Source organism: Sediminibacterium sp. C3, from assembly GCF_000508085.1.
In the GTDB taxonomy this organism is placed as follows: domain Bacteria; phylum Bacteroidota; class Bacteroidia; order Chitinophagales; family Chitinophagaceae; genus Sediminibacterium.
This window is the reverse complement of sequence record NZ_KI669560.1, coordinates 2,982,734-2,999,689: the sequence shown is the minus strand read 5'-3', so window position 1 is coordinate 2,999,689 and position 16,956 is coordinate 2,982,734. Positions and strand designations below refer to the sequence as shown.

Genomic DNA, 16,956 nt, shown 5'->3' with positions numbered 1-16,956 from the left:
AAGGTTCGCCCATTGCTTACTTTAATTTAAGCCAACCACCCCCCGATTTTACCTTTAATCCAATTTCTTCCTTTTCAAGGGCTTAGCTATATTTAGCTTTGTAAAGATGAGAACAAAAAGCAAAGCGGTCTTGTATTGGTGGTGTCAGCTGGGTGGCTGGCTGCTCTATGGAGTAACCATGGTATTCTTTGCTTTTGTGTTTGACAGTAAAATCAATAGCATTTTTTATCCTAAGCTACTGGTTATCATTATTTCTGGTTTGTTTTTTACCCATGTTTTAAGGGAGCTTATCAAACTATTTCATTTATTACCTCCGGAATTGTCCCGTAAATGGGTTCAGTTTACTGTTGTTTTATTATCTATTATTGTTTTATTTAACCTGACTAATTCGGCAATTGCAGAGTGGTTAGGCCTCTACAATCCCAAAACCAAGGTTTCCGTTGAAAAAAGATTCCTGGTGAATCTTGTCTCTGATTCTCCCTTGATACTGGTTTGGGTGTCTATTTATTATTTGTGGCACTATATAGAATTGGGCACCAAAACGGAGTTCCAGAAAATTAAACTGGAAAGTCTGGTAAAAGAGATGGAATTAAAAACCATCAAAAGCCATATCAACCCGCATTTTATTTTTAATGCGCTCAATAGTATCCGTGCTTTAGTAGATGAGAATCCGGAAAGAGCCAGAACGGCCATTACTGAACTCAGTAATTTACTTCGCAGCAGCATGCAGGCCGAGAAACAGGAGACAGTTCCCTTTGAAAGAGAGCTGAATATTGTAAAGGATTATCTGGCACTGGAACATATTCGTTTTGAAGATCGTTTGCAAGTGGAATATGATATTGATGAAGATACTCTTGATCAGCCCATACCTCCGATGATGTTGCAAACCCTGGTAGAAAATGCCATTAAGCACGGGTTGAGCAAGGCCAAAGAGGGAGGGATGATTCGCATTATTTCAGATTTCAGAGAATCTCATCACGAATTGATTGTGCAGAATACCGGAACTATTACCGAAATTGCCGACTCGCAAGGGTTTGGTTTAAAAAGTACCCGCAGCCGTTTGAAGTTGTTGTTCGGCGATAAAGCCCGGTTTACGATTGAAGACAAGGGGAACAATTGGGTAGAAGCAAAAATTATCATGCCCGTACAGGGAGTACCGGCTTAATTAGAATAATACAATCAGCAATTATGGCAATCAAAGCAATTATTATTGATGATGAAAGACTGGCGAGAAATGAATTGAAAAAATTGTTGCAGGATCATGGGGATATTGAAGTGATAGATGAAGCAACCAATGTAGATGAGGGCATTGAAAAAATAGAAACCCTGAATCCGGATTTGATATTTCTGGATATTCAGATGCCTGGTAAAACCGGATTTGATTTACTGGCTGAAGTAGAGAAAGCGCCCAAAGTAATTTTTACCACCGCTTACGATGAATATGCTATTAAAGCTTTTGAAGTGAATGCGCTGGATTATTTATTGAAGCCGATTGAACCCAAGCGATTATCGGATGCCATTCAAAAATTACAAGCTGAATTATACAAGGAAAAAATTGGTCTTACCGGGTCGAATCGTGGTCCGCTTACCGAACACGATCAGGTCTTTGTAAAAGACGGAGAGCGTTGCTGGTTTGTGAAGCTGGGAGAAATCCGTTTGTTTGAAAGTGTGGGCAATTATGCCAAAGTGTTTTTTGGAACCAATAAGCCTTTGATTTTAAAATCACTGAATGCACTGGAAGAAAGACTGGATGATCGTATGTTTTTCAGAGCTAATCGCAAGCATATCATTAATCTGAGATGGATTGAAAAAATTGAACCTTATTTTAATGGTGGGCTGATTCTGGATTTGAAAGGAGGCGAGAAGATTGAAGTCAGCCGCAGACAAACCGTAAAGTTCAAAGAGATGATGAGTTTATAATTTTTTCCTTTAGACCTTTTATTTTCACCAAGCACTTACTAATATTTTTATATGAAAAAGATTGTTTTATCCCTCGGATTACTGGTATCTGTTTTTACAGCTGTTGCACAGGATTTAAAAACCATCGTAACCGATGCTGAAGTAGAACGTGTATTAGGAACCCTGGCTTCGGATGAAATGGAAGGCAGAAGAACTTTTACCAAAGGGATTGACAAAGCGGCTGCATTCATTGCATCCGAATTCAAGTCTTATGGCATACAGCCTTTGAAAGGCAATAAAGATTTTTTACAGTCTTTTGCCATGATCAGACCTAAATTCATCAGTGCTTCCGGAATGCTGAATGAATCTGCGCTGGATACCAAACAAATTATGGCGGTTACCTGCAGCAAGGATTTGCAGGTGTCTGAAAAGTCAGGATACGAAGTGGTTCAAATTGAAAAGGGCGCTAACCTTTTTGCTGAAGCCAGAAAATACAGCGGCTTAACAAAAAACACAATCGTTTTGGTGGATACTTCTTTCAGCAGCAATTTTGGAAGACTGGCGCAATTGAAGGGCAATATGTTTTATTCCGATAAGTCTGTTGTATTTATTCTAACTACTGAAACAACTGTAAAGTCTTTAACCATTGATGCGAAACACGAGATTCAGGAAATGAAACTGGCCAATGTTGTGGGTATGATTCCTGGAAAGTCTTTGCCCAATGAATTTGTAATCTTTTCCGGACATTACGATCACCTGGGTATCAATACCCGGAATATGGTGAACAATGATTCCATTTACAATGGAGCCAATGATGATGCTGCTGGAACCACCGCTATGATGTTATTGGCCAAGTATTATGCGGCAGCCAAAAACAATGAACGCACTTTAATTTTTGTTGCGTTTACTGCTGAAGAAGTAGGTGGATTTGGGGCTCAGTATTTCTCCAAACAGTTTGATCCATTAACCGTAAAAGCAATGTTTAATATTGAAATGATTGGAAGTGAAAGCAAGTGGGGCAAGAACAGTGCTTTCATTACCGGGTATGAAAAAACCGATATGGGTAAAATTTTACAGCAAAACTTAGCGGGTACGAATTTTACCTTTTATCCTGATCCTTATCCTTCTCAGAATTTATTCTATCGCTCGGACAATGCAACCCTAGCACGTCTGGGCGTTCCGGCACATACCATTTCAACAACTAAGATTGATGTGGATCCTTATTATCACAAAGCTTCTGATGAATTAAGCACCATCGACATCCCGAACATGACGCAGATCATTCGTTCCATTGCTTTGAGTGCAAGAGGAATCATCGGTGGTAAGGAAACCCCTTCCAGGGTTGATGCGAGTAACTTGCGTTAATTACTGTTCAACCGCTTCATCCATTTTATAATTTCGTACCAGAGTACGGATGCAGCTCCAATCCAGAGGCAAAGGAGAAGGTCTGCCACTTGCAAGGGCTTGAATCCAAAGAATCTTGCGAAGGGCTCTATGTAAATTAGGGCAGCCAGTAAAACCAGCGTAGTAAATATAATTCCATAGATCCAGTTGTTTTTGTAAAACAGGGTGCTGAAAATGGAATAATAAAAAGATCGGTTGATAAGGGTCAAAAAGATATTCGCAAAAATCAGTGTGCTGAAAACCATGGCTCTGGTAGTTTCAATATCATAGGATTGTTTCACTGCAATCTGGTAGGTATATAGTGTACCTGCAGTTATTAATAATCCCTGAATCATACTGGTAGTTAATTCCTTCCAGTTAAAAAAAGTGCTGGTCAATGGCCTAGGTGCCTGTAACAAAGTATTTTTTTCCATTGGTTCATTTTCATAAATAATAGAACAGGTAGGTCCCATGATTAATTCCAGGAAAATGACGTGTACGGGCGTAAAAATATTGGGATAGATCCAGCCCAACATCAAAGGAATGAATACAGTTAATACAATGGGTATATGTATGGATATAATATATTGAATGGCTTTTTTTAAGTTGGCATAGATTTTTCTTCCCATAGATATGGCTTCCACCATCTTGGCCAAATCATCCTCTACCAAAACCAGCGAAGCCGCCTGTTTGGCAATCTCTGTTCCTTTCTTTCCCATGGCAATACCTATATGAGCCGCTTTTAAAGCAGGACCATCATTTACGCCGTCTCCCGTCATGGCCACAATTTCGCCATTGCTTTTGAGTGCATTGATGATGCGCAATTTGGCTTCCGGGAACATGCGGGTAAAAATGGCTGTTTTAGCTACTGCAGGCTTTATCTCATCATCGTTCAAAGCCATAAGTTCATCTCCGGTTAAAGAACCTGTATTCCTAAAACCAATTTGCTGAGCGATTGAATTGGTGGTAGCTGCATTGTCCCCGGTAATAATTTTTACCTGAATACCTGCCCGATAAAAATCTTTTAAAACGGCTGCAATATTTTTCTTGGGAGGATCATAAAAAGCAACCACTCCTTTCAATTCAAAAATAAAGTCCTGTTGTTGCGCAGGATAGTTGTTGCCACTAAAAATGGCTTCTGCTACTGCGAGTATCCGATATCCTTTTTTTGTAAAAGTCTGAATGGCATTCTCCGTTGCCAGTCTTTTTTCGTGATTGATATTACAGCAAGAGAGGATGGCTTCAGGAGCCCCTTTGGCAGCAATGATTTGTTGCCCTTGCTGATTTTTAAAAATATGGGTCATCATGGGGGGCTTACCCGATAAAGGGTACTCATGCACCATATTGAATTCGGACCTGCGATCTGTTGCCGCAGTTTCTTTATAGAAATCATGGATGGATATCTCCATGGGATCAAAAGGTATGGGTTCGCTTGACCACATGGCATAACTGATCAGCTCTTCATAGGCTGATCTGTTTTTTTGTAAATCCTCTGTTTGAAAAAGGGTTTCAGTTTGGATATTGTACAGTCCTGCAATACTCATTTTATTTTCAGTAAGCGTACCTGTTTTATCTGTACAAATAACAGTGGCGCTTCCCAGGGTCTCTACTGTCTTCATCTGTTTTACCACAATACCCATTTTCATCAGTCTCCAGGCACCCAGTGCCATGAATGTGGTAAATGCTACCGGAATTTCTTCAGGCAGAATACTCATCGCCAGGGTTAATGCCTGCAGCAAGCTGCCCAATACATTATTTGATAACTGAAAGTTGATGAGCCAAACAATTAAGAAAACGATGATACCGACAATGGCCATATTTCTTACAAATCGATTGATCTGCTGCTCCAGCGGAGTGGGTTCTGCATCAATATCTGCAAGGCTCTTGCCAATTTTCCCCAGTTTGGATGCATTGCCTACCGCTGTAACAACTGCAATCGCCAGTCCGCCTACCACATAGGAGCCTCTGTATACTTCATTATTACCTGCCTCTGCTGTTTTATCAACCGCATAACTTTCTCCGGTAAGAATAGATTCGTTTACCGAGAAATCATTGGATCGGACAATGATTCCATCTGCAGACACAGAACTGCCTTCTTCCATCATCAGGTAGTCGCCAATTACCAGTTCATCTACATGGATGGAAACAATTTCATGGTTACGGATTACTTTACAATAAGGCTGAGTAAAATCCTGCAATTTCTCTAAAGCTGCTTTGCTGCGCGAGTCCTGAAATATAGAAATGGCAGCCACCAGTAAAATGGCTACAGTCAAAAACAAGCCATCTCCGGCATTGCCGGTAATAAAATAAATGAAAGCTGCAACAAACAGCAGAATAATCATAGGCTCTTTTAAAACCGCCTTAATCGTTTCCAGAAAATTATTTTTAGAAGTAAATTGCAGCTGATTGTTCCCGTGCTTTAGTCTTGCTTCCTTAACCTCCTCGGCTGAAAGACCTTTTAATTCGAATGGTGTAGATGACATGGCCTGTAATATGGATTTCAATATGAAGGTAAGGCATATATTATCGGCATAAATAGCAAGAAAATATTTGATTTGAATAGTTGGGTTTGTTAACTTTAATACTATGCATTTTACTTTCTTACCTAAACAACCGCATCCTGTAGTATCATATTTGCGCGTAGGTAGACTATTGTATTATTCACTGATCATATTCGTTGTTGAATCCTGGTTTTATTGGGTCAAGTTGAATGAAGCCATCCAGTTTGCAGCGGCCTGGGTCATTTTTTTCTGGGCATGGAGTTTTATGTTTTCCTTCATCCATATATTTCTGGTACTGGCAGATGGATGGAGCCGGTTTCAGAATTACAAAAGAGCCAAGGATCAGTTTTTCATGCATGGATTTAACAGAAGAATTGTGGATACCTATATTGGTTCCAAATGTCAGCGGATGGCTGCATTGGAAGCTGCCAGGGAATTGGGTATTGAGGACGAAGTAAAAGCCTATCACAAAGCCAAGGGGGTTAAATGGTATCACTATGTTCCTTATTTTATGATTAAGGATCCCTGGTTTGGGTTCAAAAAACATTTCTGGTCCAGAACTTTTCTGGAACCCAATTATAAGCCACGCTTTAAATATTCCGATTACGAACAATTAGCTTTGCAGGCATGAGTATAGCAGGCATTGAAATCAGCAAAACCTACCAAGGCCGGAAAGTATTGGATAAGGTTAGTATCAGCTGTGGGGCAGGAGAGATATGTGGATTGCTGGGTGCCAATGGCGCAGGCAAGACCACTTTATTTAAAATTCTTTTTGGTCTGGTAACGCCCGACAGTGGTTCGGTAGTTTTACCGGATAATGCAGTAAAACCCATTGGTGGAATCATAGAGAAACCTGCTCTGTACGAATATTTAAACGCCTACGATAATATTCATTTGTTCTCGAGTATTCAGGAATTAAAGCTGACGAAAAAGGAGATTGCTGCACAGTTAGAAAAAGTGGGCTTGCCTACCGACCGTATGGATCCCGTTGCTCATTTTTCCATGGGTATGAAACAAAGACTGGGCATTGCCATTGCTCTGTTAAATAATCCTTCTTGTTTGGTGTTAGACGAACCCTTTACCGGACTGGATCCAATGGGGGTAAGTTCACTCAGGAATCTGATTGCAGCATTGGCAGAGAAAGAGGGATTGGCCATTATTCTCTCTTCGCATATCATTGAAGAATTGAGTAAACTCTGTCATAAGCTTTATGTATTGAAAAATGGCCAGTTGGTAAACAGCGGACCAACACAGGATTTAATTGCAGCCAATACCCTGGTTTATAGCATTTGTGCGCCCGGTATTCATAACGCGGCCTGCCTTTCTTCATATCCGGTCTCTTTTAAAGGAAATTGTGCCATGGTAAGGATTGATGCAACAAAAGTGCCGGCATTGATTCAGCAATTGCATGATGAGAATATTTTTATTACGTCTTGTACTCCGGAATTGAGTATGGAAAAACTTTTTGAAACCAATACGGAATGTACGCCTTAATTAAAGCAGAAATATTCAAACTGTTTCGACAGGGGAAAACCTATTATGCAATTGGGGCATTGTTTTCCATAGAAGCCATTATTTTAGTCAGTGCCTATTTTCAGGGTACGAATATTATTGATTTGTTACTGGAAAATTTAAAGCAAAGATTTTATTTTGAGGGTACCCTGTTGAACGGAAATTTACTAGTGTATCTGATTTTAAATACGCTCTGGTTTCATTTGCCATTGATATTGATGATAGTGGTTTCGGGTATGTTAACGGCAGAATACAAAGACCGCACATTACAGACCATTATGCTGCAACCCGTGAGCAAATGGAAATTTATTTTGAGTAAATATATTGTTGCCATTGGATTTACCCTGCTGGTTGTATTTGCACTGGCCATCAGTTCATTTGGTCTTTCCTATTTTTTCTTTGGAAAGGGCGACTTGGTAGTATATCTGAATGGCTTGAATTTTTTTGATGCATCGGATGCGTATTATCGATTAAGATGGTCATTTGTTTCAGGGGCATTGTCCATGGTCTTTTTTTCTGTGGCCAGTTTAACCATTGCTGTTCTTTTTAAAGAAGCAGCAAAAACATGGATAGTTTCTGCTTTCTTTCTGATTCTCTCTAATATTTTGCTTAAGGTTGATTTTGGAGATAATTGGTTCAATACAATATTCTTTGCCAAATTGAATGATACCTGGCAATATTTCTTTTATTATCAGATTAATTGGGGGCAAATACAATTCAATAGTTTCTTGTCCATTGCGTATAGTTTGTTATTTATGGGGGCTGGTATTTATTGGTTTCATCGAAAAGATATTGGATAATGAGAAAATTATTTTTGTTTCTGTTTTCTCAGGTATTACTGGGTAATGTTTTTGCGCAACCGGTAGATCCTGACTTATTAAAATTGAAGAGTCGGCTCGATTCTATTCAATCCTTCTCCACTCAGTTGACCTTGTCGGTGGATATTTCTTTTATTAACATGCCTGTTAAGAAGGCACAGATGATGTATACCAGGGGACAGAAAGTAAAATTTTCTTCAGGTGATTTTGTGATGCTCCCCAAGCGGGGTCTGGACTTTTCCCTGAATAGTTTGCTGGAATACGATTTCATTACCGTGGATAGGGGAATGGAAATGCAGGATGGTAGAAATTGTAAAGTCATTAATATTATTCCGACAGATAAACGGGCTGATTTTTCTATAGCCACCGTCTGGATGGATACCCGGCTCAGAAGGTTGGTAGCTTCAGAAATCAATACCAAGAAAGACGGTTCTTATACAGTGCATTTTCAATACAACCAGGATCAGAAAGTATTACCCGATAAAGTAACCGTAAACTTTGAAATTGAGAAAATCAGGATTCCTATTAATTTCATGGGAAAAGATACCGATATAGACAGAAAAAAAATGCGTGCCGCCGGATCCAAAACCGGCGCCATTTATTTAACCATGAGTAATTACCAAATCAAAACCCTCTTGTAAATTCCCCGCATTAGCCGGTTAATTTTGCGAACTTTGCTACATGGATCCATTTAGTTCGGATGCGGCTTTCGATTCCCTGTATCCTGCACATATTGCACAGCTGGCCAGTCGTCACTGGACTCCCTTGTCAGTTGCCAAGGAAGCAGCTCAATTTCTGGCAGTAGGAGACTCCCCCCGCATTCTGGATATTGGGAGTGGAGTCGGAAAATTTTGTTTAATTGGAGCTCATTTTCATACCCATGCTTTTTTTGCAGGTGTTGAACATCGTGCGTCCCTGAATTCCATTGCCACCAACCTGGCGGGGCAATTGGGCATAACGAATACCCATTTCTTTGAAGGAAATTTCAGTACCATTGATTTTTCGGCTTACCATCATTTTTATTTTTATAACTCCTTTTATGAACACCTGGAACTCAGCGATCTGATTGATGACTCAGTGCCCATTTCGAATGCCTTGTTTCATACGTATAATCGCAATTTGTACAAGGCGTTAAAAAAAATGCCTGCTGGCACAAGGATTGCCACTTTTCATAGTACAGAAAATGAAATGCCCACCAGTTATGAAGTGGTGGGCATTGGGTCCAATGAAGACCTGAAGTTCTGGATTAAACTTTAGGATTGAGGTACAATATTTTTGGTTTCTCCGTTGTTTACTCCTTTCATAAAATGAATTAAGCCTTTAAAATAGGTTTCCTGATCATCATACATGCTCATATGACTTCCTTTAGGGCAAAACAAGTAAGTGCCATTGGGCAATGTTTCCGCCATCCATTTCATATGGTTGGGATCCATGGTGTCATGTGCTGCCCCCACTACCAGGGCTGGCACTTTAATTTGACTCAATTGATTTTTTACAGACCAGGTAGCCAGTTTGCCGGCAATGCCAAATTCGCTGGGCCCCTGCATGGTTACATAGAGGTCCTGATTCATTTTGGCAAAAGAACGATTCACGGGTTCAGGCCATTCGTTTAATGGCAATCTTAACACGTGTTGGGTATAAAAATGAGATTGCAGCAATTCCATGTATTTAGGATTGCTGAATTCTTTTTTGGCTTCCAGAGTCCTTACTTCGTTAAGGATTGCCGGATCCATCTGTTTAGCTAAAACTTCGTCTGCATACTTTCCATATTCCACCGCATCGCTCATCATATTTGAAATGATTACACCTTTTAAATTGTCCTGGTATTTCAATGCGTATTCCATGGCAAGGATTCCACCCCAGCTATGTCCCAGCAAGTAAAAATTATCCTTATTCAATTGCAAGGCTTTTCTTACCTGCTCTACTTCGTCTACATATCTGGCTAAATCAAACAGACTACTGTCTTTCGGATTCTGCGAGTTGCCACATCCTAGTTGATCGAAATAAATAATTTCTATTCCTTCTGCAGGAAGAAAATTTTCAAAACATTCAAAGTATTCATGCGTGGCTCCTGGTCCTCCGTTCAATAATAAGATTTTCATTTTAGGATTATTCCCGATTCTTTTTGTCCAAACATTGAAACTGCCTTTGGGTGTTTGAATGGGAATCAATTGAACATTACCGTTCTGAAGACCAGTAGAATGTGGCTTGAAGTATTCATTACTGGCAGCTACTGTTGCATTGTCTTGTTTGCAGCTGCTAATAAAAGCAATTGCTACCATTGAGAATAGAGTTAACAGTTTTTTCATGTTTTATGAATTGGTTAATAATATGCCTTTTTCCTGTATTATCCACTGGAGCAATTGTTGGGTAACTGGCCCCGGAGCACCATTCCCAATGGGTTTCCCGTCTATTGCAATCACGGGCAATACATTTTTGGTGGAGCTGGTAATGAATGCTTCCTCTGCATTGGCCAAAGCCTCTAATGCAATGGGTTCTTCCTTAACAACAAACTGCTTATTCAACAATATTTTAGCTCTTGTAACACCCGCCAGTACCTGTTTGTCGGGCGTAATTACTTCTCGCTTCTTATTGACAATAAAAAAATTAGATCGGGGGCATTCGGTAATTATTCCTGCGTTATGGTACAATACATCATCAGCCCCAGCAGCCTTAATGGTGGGTTGTAAATAAATGGCTTTTGCGTAATCAATGGTTTTAATATGCGGCAATTGTCGCTGGTGTTCGTGCGTAATTAAACGGATGCCTTTCAGAGGTGAAGTGTAGGTATACTGAAATGGATTTTGTGTAATGATTAAATTCGGAATTCCAATACTGTACCCATCCGGAGAATCGCCACCTGTTAGGGTGATTCGTATGCCTGCATTCAATAGCTGGTTTTTCTCTATTAAAAGATGAATAGCCCTGGTTAATTCATCTTTGTTCAGGGCTACCGGAAGGTGCATGGCGGCAGCAGAATGATAAAAACGATTCAGGTGGTCGTCTAAAAAAATAGGACTCCCCTTCACTACTACCAGAAAATCGAAAATCCCATACCCTCTTTGAATGGCAAGGTCGGTAACAGAAAGTTTTGCTTCCTCAGCAGGTAGCAATTCATTATTTATAAATACAAACAACTTGGTCATTTTTTTTCTGTTGTTAATAGGGGCAATAATTTTTCAACCGGTATGCGTTCTGCCTTGTTCCCTTTTATACCGATGGTTGTATTGGCCATCCACAATGAATTAATGATGGCTTCCTCAGTAGCTTCAATGGCCGCCATAAATAACTGGGAAGTGTTGTCGTTGTGCAGATTCAGAAAGGTTTGTGTTGCAGTAGCAGGCTGATGCGGAATCTGATTCTCAGCAGCAGTAGAAAAAGCAATCACATAATCTCCGCTACCATTCGAAGCAATACCTCCTGTTTTTCCCAATCCCAACATAGCTCTTTTGGCCAGTCGCATGAGGTTCCTGTGATCCAGCGGGGCATCTGTTGCAACAACCATCATGCAGGAGCCATCTACATTATTCAATAGTTGATTGCTAAAGCTGAATTTTTTTAAATACTCTCCAACAGAAACACCGTCAATACTAAGTACCCCGCCAAAATTGGATTGAACCATTACCCCAACTGTGTATCCGCCCAGTTTCGCGGGAAGTTTTCTGGAGGCAGTTCCAATCCCCCCTTTAAAACCAAAACATACCGTACCTGTGCCAGCTCCAATGGAGCCCTCTTCCAGATTATTCGTGCTTGCGTTGCTAATAGCTGATAAAATATGTTCTTCTTTAACATGCCTGCCTCTGATATCGTTCAGATATCCATCATTGGTTTCACCCACTACTGCATTTACAGAACTTACTCTTTCATTGCCAGGTAAACTAAGGGTATAGCTGATCAATGCATTCATGGCATTCGGAACACTTAAGGTATTCGTTAAAATTATCGGTGTTTCCAGATTTCCCAGTTCGTTTACCTGCGTACTTCCCGCCAGCTTTCCAAATCCATTGCCGGTATAAATGGCTGCCGGAACTTTGCGCTGAAAGAGATTGCCGGTATGCGGCAGAATTGCCGTTACGCCTGTTCTTACAGAGTCTGCTTTTACAAGTGTAGTATGACCAACAGCCACACCATTAACATCAATGATGCTATTGTATTGGCCGGTAGGTAAAACACCAATTACAATCCCCATATCCCTGGGTCTTTGCTTTTCCTGCGCAGCAGACTCCCGCACTGTTCCAAGTACTCCCAAGGTCAGCATAAGGATAAGCCTATTTTTCATGCCTGCTTTATTTTGGAAAAATCAAAGTAGGGACCTTGGTAGAATAGGTTAATTCAGCAGATTTACTGGGAAGGAATAATCTTTCGAAAAATCCTTTCTTCTGTTTGGTGAACAGTACAACCAATCCGGGCTTTTCTTTTTTAATAAACTTAGTAAGCCGTTCAATCAAAGAAGATTCAAGATGGGTTGGAAGGATAACAGGTGTTATATGCTGATACTTTTCCTGTTCTAATAAAGCGGCTTTCTTTTTGTTTCAGGATGATTTACCCCCATCCTGGCATAGTGCAATACTTTTATATTGGCTTTTAATGTGCCGGTGAATGAACTTATTTTTTTTAATTCATTGTTCAGATTTTCAAAGTCGGAAACATAGAGAATACTTTGCAGGGGACTTGCTTTGTATTTTGAAGGAATGGCCAGAACAGGTACAGGGGAATGATTCACCAGATAAGCGGTGTGGGTGCCCATCAGCTTTCTTAAGACGCCGGCACCATTGGTGGCAATGCAGATAAATTGGCATTTGTTTTTTAAAGAAGCCTTTATAATGGCCTGTTCTGTACCTGGTACAAAATCAATCTGGTATTTGCAGGAAGACAAATATTTTAACTGGCTTCCTAAGGTAGATTTCACCCATTTTTCCAGTGACTGTGTCAATCTTTTTTTCTCTTCTTTTTCATATTCCTGATAGAAGGAAAGATTCCAGGTATCTGGTTGCATTAAGGTAACTGCAGAATAAAATACGACTGCTGTGTTGGGAATCTGTTTTGCCAGACTGGCTGCGAAAAAAAGGGCAGCTTTGGAATTGTCTGAAAAATCAGTGGGGACTAAAATTTTCATTTTGATCTTGGATTAGTTTTTTCTAAAGATTGTAAAAAGGATGTTATAAACCGAATGTTCTCTGCACGATTGTCGTGCATGGTACCATGTCCTGCCCCTTTTATTATTTCGAACTTACTTTGCTTCACCAGCTTGCTTAATCGGGCAACCGTAGCGGGTCTTGCTTCGTCATATTCACCCGTAATAAAAAGTGTAGGTACAGTAATGGAAGATAAGCTACCAATTCTATCATAGTTTTTTAAAGTGCCGGTTGCCGTAAACTCAGTTGGCCCCCACATATAATTATAAATAAAACCATTGCTGGGTGCAGTTGCCGTATCCCAAGGACTGGTTAGTCTGGTATTGCGAACACCAAAATTTTTCGCAAAAACGGTATTGGCATTTTGGTAAGCTTCGGCATTGAAGTCACTGGTTTTTTCACCTTCTGCAATAGCTTTCTGAATAGATAAAGGCAGACTGCTGATTAAAGTATCTGCATCTTTTTTCCAGACCTCTGTGCTGAAATACGGGCTGTTGAATATAATTGCCTTGATGCCTTTGGGGTATTTTAAATAATATTCAAAGGCCAGTGCTGTACCCCAGGAATGACCGTGCAGGTAAAACGAATCCAGCGATAAATGATCTACCAATGCTTTTACCTGCTCAACAAAAAAAGGAACTTTCAATAAGCTGGTATCGGTATGGTATCCTGATCTTCCGCTGCCCAGTTGATCAAACAAAATAATGGGTCGGTCTTTTCCCATTGATACAAATTGATAAAAAGAACGACTGGTTCCTCCGGGACCTCCATGAGTTAACAGAAGTGGCAGTCCTTTGCCTTTTCCCATAACGCGGTACCAGATTTTTCCGCCGGTAACCGGAACATAGCCTTCCTCTTCTTTCAGCTGTGAAAAACTGCTGAAACAGAGAAGGGTTAAAACAACAGTTAGATGCAATGTCTTTAAAAACATAATGTCAGGGCAATTAGCTTCCCTCTGTTTAAAGATACAGCAATTTAAAATTATTGAAAGAGGAATAAGCCAACAGCAGCAAGAGACATTATTACAAAGGCAAGCAGTCCAAAAACATTGCTCCAAAGTCCATTTCTATATTGCCCCATGATTTTTTTATTATTGGAAATATGCAGAATCACAGCAATCAGAACGGGCGCTGTTAGTCCATATAAAATGGCTGAATAAATGAGTGCGTTAATGGGAGATATGCCCAAGTAGTTGATACCAAGACCCAGAATAAGTGAAAGGGTGATGATGGTATAGAAAGCTTTGGCTTCGTGGAATTTTTTATCCAGTCCGTTTTCCCAATTGAAAATTTCTGTAATCATGTAAGACAGGGCTCCACTGAGTACCGGTATTGCCAGGAATCCGGTGCCAATAATGCCCAACGCAAACAAAATATATGCAGCATCACCGGCCAAAGGTTTTAGTGCTTTGGCAGCATCTTCAACAGTATCAATCTGATGAATGCCAGCATTGAATAATACTGTACCAGTTGCCAATATTATAAAGTACATCACAATGTTCGAAAACAGCATGCCGGTATCAATATCCTGTTTCATGGCAGCGATTACTTTCTTGTTTACTACCAGTTTTTGTTTACGGTGTTTTAAATCTTCAATTGACATGGTGGCTTGCCAGAAAAATAAATAGGGTGAAATAGTGGTGCCTAGAATGGCAACCAGCATGGCCAGGTATGCTTTGTTCAATTGAATTTCAGGTAAGAAAGTATTTTTTAAAATGGCTTTGATGTCCTGTTTATATAGGAAAGGGACAATGATGTAAAACAACAATACCAGACAAAGGTATTTTAGTACGGAAGCAATTTTTTCATAGGGCAGATAAATAATCAACACCAGCAGAATCATGGTAAAACCGGCACTGAAAAAATTGGCATCGATGGAAGGGAAAAGCAAGTTGCCCACGGCGCCCATACCCGCAATATTGGCTCCAATATTTAAAATGATAGCAGGAAAACTCAACAATACAACACCATATAAAACGGGTTTGGAATAATGCGCTTTCAAGGTTCCCGTGAGCCCTTTTTGAGTAACCAGTCCAATTCGGCCACACATTTCCTGAACAGCAGCCATCATGGGGAAAGTTAATAAAGCAGCCCAGAGTGTTCCCAGTCCAAATTGTGCACCTGCCTGAGAATAAGTGGCTATGCCAGAGGGATCATCATCGCTGGATCCGGTAACCAGCCCCGGCCCCAGGTTCTTCCAGAATTTTTGAAATATATTGGGGGATGACTTCATGATACAATGGTTCGGAAAGTTAAATTGATTCTGTTCTCCTTTATTTTTTTGGACGGGGGCAACTGATGCAGCCAGTTTTCCTGTATAGAGCCCTTCATCACCAGCAGGCTTCCGTTTTCGAGCAGTATTTCTTTTTTTTCCTGGGTCTTTCTGTGTTTAAAACAAAACTTTCTTGCTGCTCCAAAACTAACAGAAGCAATGGCTCCGTTTTTCTTTAATTCCTTTTCATTATCGCTATACCAGCCCATGGATTCTTCACCGTTATGATACAAATTCAGTAAACAGGAATTGTAGCTTTCTCCGGAAATGGATTCAATGGATTGTCGAATAAGATTCAGTGTGCCGTTAAATGGCAAAGCTGTTTTTGTGCTGTTGGAATATCGGTATAAAAAAGGCTGGGCTCCATACCAGGCCACTTTTCTTTTGGTAATAATCTCTTTGCCGAACATGCGGATCTGGTCGTTCTCCCAGGCAATTTCTTCTAAAAGCTGTTTCTTGAAATCTTGTATTTCTATGGATGAAAAAACACTACCATAATAAATGGCCAGACCATCAAAAGGTAATAGTTGTTGTGGTTCATTTGCAATGGGGAAAAGGCTCAACATGGTTAATTAACCTGCATTAACATTGGCAACAGAATGAATAGCAGCACTGATTTCGGAAATCAGGGAGAAATCTTTTTCTATTGCATTGCCAACCACAATGATATCGGCACCCGCTTTACAGTTCAGGTATGCTTTCTCAGGGTCAACAATACCTCCTCCGATAATCAGTGGTACATCAATATGCTGGGCCACTTTTTCAATCATATGTTCGGTAATGGGTCTTCTGGCTCCGCTACCTGCATCCATGTATATCAGTTTCATGCCCAGCATTTCGCCTGCCATGGCTGTACACATGGCAATTTCGCTTTTGTCAGCAGGAATAGGAGAGGCATTGGAGATATAACTAACCGTTGTGGGGGCACCTCCGTCAATTACCATATACCCGGTTGGCATAATTTCCAGACCGGATTTTTTAACGAAGGGTGCAGAAATTACATGTTGTCCAATCAGTAATTCGGGATTTCTTCCGGAAATCAAAGACAGGTACAACAATGCGTCTGCGTATTTGCTTACCTGGGAAGGAGAGCCCGGGAATAAGATGATAGGTATGGAACAGGCGGCTTTTATTTGCTGGATACATTCATCCAAGTGATGAGAAATGACCAGACTGCCGCCCACAAAGAAATAATCCACTTTCGCTTCAATCGACAATTTTACCAATTCCGCAATGCTTTTGGCATTCACCTTATCAGGGTCAATCAGTACGGCAAAGGATTTTTTCCCCGAACTTTTTTTGGTAATGAATTGATGATAAATGTTTTGCTTCATTCTTATAGGATGGTGGTACAAAAATGCAGAAAAGTTTTCGTTTAAAGCATTTTAAATGCGGTTGCCAATGTCGGGGGGAGGTAAATGCAGGATTGTTTAACTT

At 40.3% G+C, this 16,956-nt stretch carries 17 protein-coding genes; 8 read left to right on the top strand and 9 right to left on the bottom strand.

The features are described from left to right. The first annotated feature begins 106 nt into the window (after positions 1–106). The 3 genes from F777_RS0114065 to F777_RS0114055 are packed head-to-tail and all read left to right on the top strand — an operon-like array spanning position 107 to position 3,264. On the top strand, positions 107–1,165 hold the full coding sequence (locus F777_RS0114065) for a sensor histidine kinase (RefSeq protein WP_037369545.1): 1,059 nt from the start codon (positions 107–109) through the stop codon (positions 1,163–1,165). 23 nt (positions 1,166–1,188) lie between these two features. Then, the gene (locus tag F777_RS0114060; protein ID WP_071790331.1) at positions 1,189–1,920 is read left to right on the top strand and encodes a LytR/AlgR family response regulator transcription factor; all 732 of its coding nucleotides are present in this window, start codon (positions 1,189–1,191) and stop codon (positions 1,918–1,920) included. Positions 1,921–1,971: 51 nt separating this feature from the next. After that, a complete protein-coding gene (locus tag F777_RS0114055; RefSeq protein ID WP_026752602.1) occupies positions 1,972–3,264 on the top strand; it encodes a M28 family metallopeptidase in 1,293 nt (430 codons plus the stop codon). Here the strand turns inward: F777_RS0114055 and F777_RS0114050 are convergent. Continuing rightward, positions 3,261–5,765, bottom strand: a complete 2,505-nt coding sequence (locus F777_RS0114050; RefSeq protein WP_026752601.1) for a cation-translocating P-type ATPase — start codon at positions 5,763–5,765, stop codon at positions 3,261–3,263. The two genes, F777_RS0114055 and F777_RS0114050, sit on opposite strands and share 4 nt — an antisense overlap. A 103-nt stretch (positions 5,766–5,868) precedes the next feature. On the opposite strand from F777_RS0114050, the gene F777_RS0114045 reads away from it, so the two are divergent. The 5 genes from F777_RS0114045 to F777_RS0114025 are packed head-to-tail and all read left to right on the top strand — an operon-like array spanning position 5,869 to position 9,370. Beyond that, a complete protein-coding gene (locus F777_RS0114045; protein ID WP_026752600.1) occupies positions 5,869–6,414 on the top strand; it encodes a hypothetical protein in 546 nt (181 codons plus the stop codon). Then, positions 6,411–7,277, top strand: a complete 867-nt coding sequence (locus F777_RS0114040) for an ABC transporter ATP-binding protein (protein WP_026752599.1) — start codon at positions 6,411–6,413, stop codon at positions 7,275–7,277. The genes F777_RS0114045 and F777_RS0114040 overlap by 4 nt, the downstream gene beginning before the upstream one ends. Continuing rightward, positions 7,265–8,095: an ABC transporter permease gene (locus F777_RS0114035; protein WP_026752598.1), complete on the top strand. Its 831-nt coding sequence runs from the start codon at positions 7,265–7,267 to the stop codon at positions 8,093–8,095. The genes F777_RS0114040 and F777_RS0114035 overlap by 13 nt, the downstream gene beginning before the upstream one ends. Then, on the top strand, positions 8,095–8,754 hold the full coding sequence (locus F777_RS0114030) for a hypothetical protein (RefSeq protein ID WP_037369542.1): 660 nt from the start codon (positions 8,095–8,097) through the stop codon (positions 8,752–8,754). The genes F777_RS0114035 and F777_RS0114030 overlap by 1 nt, the downstream gene beginning before the upstream one ends. A 40-nt stretch (positions 8,755–8,794) precedes the next feature. Continuing rightward, positions 8,795–9,370 (top strand): class I SAM-dependent methyltransferase, encoded by a 576-nt coding sequence (locus F777_RS0114025; RefSeq protein WP_026752596.1) that lies wholly within the window; start codon positions 8,795–8,797, stop codon positions 9,368–9,370. Here the strand turns inward: F777_RS0114025 and F777_RS0114020 are convergent. The 8 genes from F777_RS0114020 to F777_RS0113980 form a co-directional block, all read right to left on the bottom strand. Then, positions 9,367–10,422 carry a proline iminopeptidase-family hydrolase gene (locus F777_RS0114020; protein WP_026752595.1) on the bottom strand — a complete coding sequence of 352 codons (1,056 nt, stop codon included), beginning with the start codon at positions 10,420–10,422 and terminating at the stop codon, positions 9,367–9,369. The genes F777_RS0114025 and F777_RS0114020 overlap by 4 nt on opposite strands. A gap of 3 nt (positions 10,423–10,425) precedes the next feature. Then, complete coding sequence (locus F777_RS0114015) at positions 10,426–11,259, bottom strand: aminotransferase class IV (protein WP_026752594.1); 834 nt, start codon at positions 11,257–11,259, stop codon at positions 10,426–10,428. After that, the gene (locus F777_RS0114010) at positions 11,256–12,392 is read right to left on the bottom strand and encodes a DmpA family aminopeptidase (protein ID WP_026752593.1); all 1,137 of its coding nucleotides are present in this window, start codon (positions 12,390–12,392) and stop codon (positions 11,256–11,258) included. Before F777_RS0114010 ends, F777_RS0114015 begins: the two co-directional genes overlap by 4 nt. A gap of 228 nt (positions 12,393–12,620) precedes the next feature. Beyond that, positions 12,621–13,229, bottom strand: coding sequence for a universal stress protein (locus F777_RS0114000; RefSeq protein ID WP_026752592.1), 609 nt, complete (start codon positions 13,227–13,229; stop codon positions 12,621–12,623). Continuing rightward, a complete protein-coding gene (locus F777_RS0113995) occupies positions 13,226–14,179 on the bottom strand; it encodes a proline iminopeptidase-family hydrolase (RefSeq protein ID WP_026752591.1) in 954 nt (317 codons plus the stop codon). The genes F777_RS0114000 and F777_RS0113995 overlap by 4 nt, the downstream gene beginning before the upstream one ends. A 50-nt stretch (positions 14,180–14,229) precedes the next feature. Further along, entirely contained in the window at positions 14,230–15,480 is a 1,251-nt protein-coding gene (locus F777_RS0113990; protein WP_026752590.1) for an NRAMP family divalent metal transporter, read from the bottom strand. Beyond that, complete coding sequence (locus F777_RS0113985) at positions 15,477–16,085, bottom strand: alpha-ketoglutarate-dependent dioxygenase AlkB family protein (RefSeq protein ID WP_037369538.1); 609 nt, start codon at positions 16,083–16,085, stop codon at positions 15,477–15,479. Before F777_RS0113985 ends, F777_RS0113990 begins: the two co-directional genes overlap by 4 nt. Positions 16,086–16,091: 6 nt before the next feature. Continuing rightward, positions 16,092–16,853 (bottom strand): phosphoglycerol geranylgeranyltransferase, encoded by a 762-nt coding sequence (locus F777_RS0113980; protein WP_026752588.1) that lies wholly within the window; start codon positions 16,851–16,853, stop codon positions 16,092–16,094. Positions 16,854–16,956: the final 103 nt, after the last annotated feature.

What these genes read in the sequence shown, in the direction of transcription:
- F777_RS0114025 (WP_026752596.1), top strand. Translation starts at nt 8,795, where the DNA reads ATGGATCCATTTAGTTCGGATGCGGCTTTCGATTCCCTGTATCCTGCA.
- F777_RS0113995 (WP_026752591.1), bottom strand. Translation starts at nt 14,179, where the DNA reads ATGTTTTTAAAGACATTGCATCTAACTGTTGTTTTAACCCTTCTCTGT.
- F777_RS0114055 (WP_026752602.1), top strand. Translation starts at nt 1,972, where the DNA reads ATGAAAAAGATTGTTTTATCCCTCGGATTACTGGTATCTGTTTTTACA.
- F777_RS0114000 (WP_026752592.1), bottom strand. Translation starts at nt 13,229, where the DNA reads ATGAAAATTTTAGTCCCCACTGATTTTTCAGACAATTCCAAAGCTGCC.
- F777_RS0113990 (WP_026752590.1), bottom strand. Translation starts at nt 15,480, where the DNA reads ATGAAGTCATCCCCCAATATATTTCAAAAATTCTGGAAGAACCTGGGG.
- F777_RS0114020 (WP_026752595.1), bottom strand. Translation starts at nt 10,422, where the DNA reads ATGAAAAAACTGTTAACTCTATTCTCAATGGTAGCAATTGCTTTTATT.
- F777_RS0114050 (WP_026752601.1), bottom strand. Translation starts at nt 5,765, where the DNA reads ATGTCATCTACACCATTCGAATTAAAAGGTCTTTCAGCCGAGGAGGTT.
- F777_RS0114060 (WP_071790331.1), top strand. Translation starts at nt 1,189, where the DNA reads ATGGCAATCAAAGCAATTATTATTGATGATGAAAGACTGGCGAGAAAT.
- F777_RS0113980 (WP_026752588.1), bottom strand. Translation starts at nt 16,853, where the DNA reads ATGAAGCAAAACATTTATCATCAATTCATTACCAAAAAAAGTTCGGGG.
- F777_RS0114030 (WP_037369542.1), top strand. Translation starts at nt 8,095, where the DNA reads ATGAGAAAATTATTTTTGTTTCTGTTTTCTCAGGTATTACTGGGTAAT.
- F777_RS0114065 (WP_037369545.1), top strand. Translation starts at nt 107, where the DNA reads ATGAGAACAAAAAGCAAAGCGGTCTTGTATTGGTGGTGTCAGCTGGGT.
- F777_RS0114040 (WP_026752599.1), top strand. Translation starts at nt 6,411, where the DNA reads ATGAGTATAGCAGGCATTGAAATCAGCAAAACCTACCAAGGCCGGAAA.
- F777_RS0114045 (WP_026752600.1), top strand. Translation starts at nt 5,869, where the DNA reads ATGCATTTTACTTTCTTACCTAAACAACCGCATCCTGTAGTATCATAT.
- F777_RS0114010 (WP_026752593.1), bottom strand. Translation starts at nt 12,392, where the DNA reads ATGAAAAATAGGCTTATCCTTATGCTGACCTTGGGAGTACTTGGAACA.
- F777_RS0114035 (WP_026752598.1), top strand. Translation starts at nt 7,265, where the DNA reads ATGTACGCCTTAATTAAAGCAGAAATATTCAAACTGTTTCGACAGGGG.
- F777_RS0113985 (WP_037369538.1), bottom strand. Translation starts at nt 16,085, where the DNA reads ATGTTGAGCCTTTTCCCCATTGCAAATGAACCACAACAACTATTACCT.
- F777_RS0114015 (WP_026752594.1), bottom strand. Translation starts at nt 11,259, where the DNA reads ATGACCAAGTTGTTTGTATTTATAAATAATGAATTGCTACCTGCTGAG.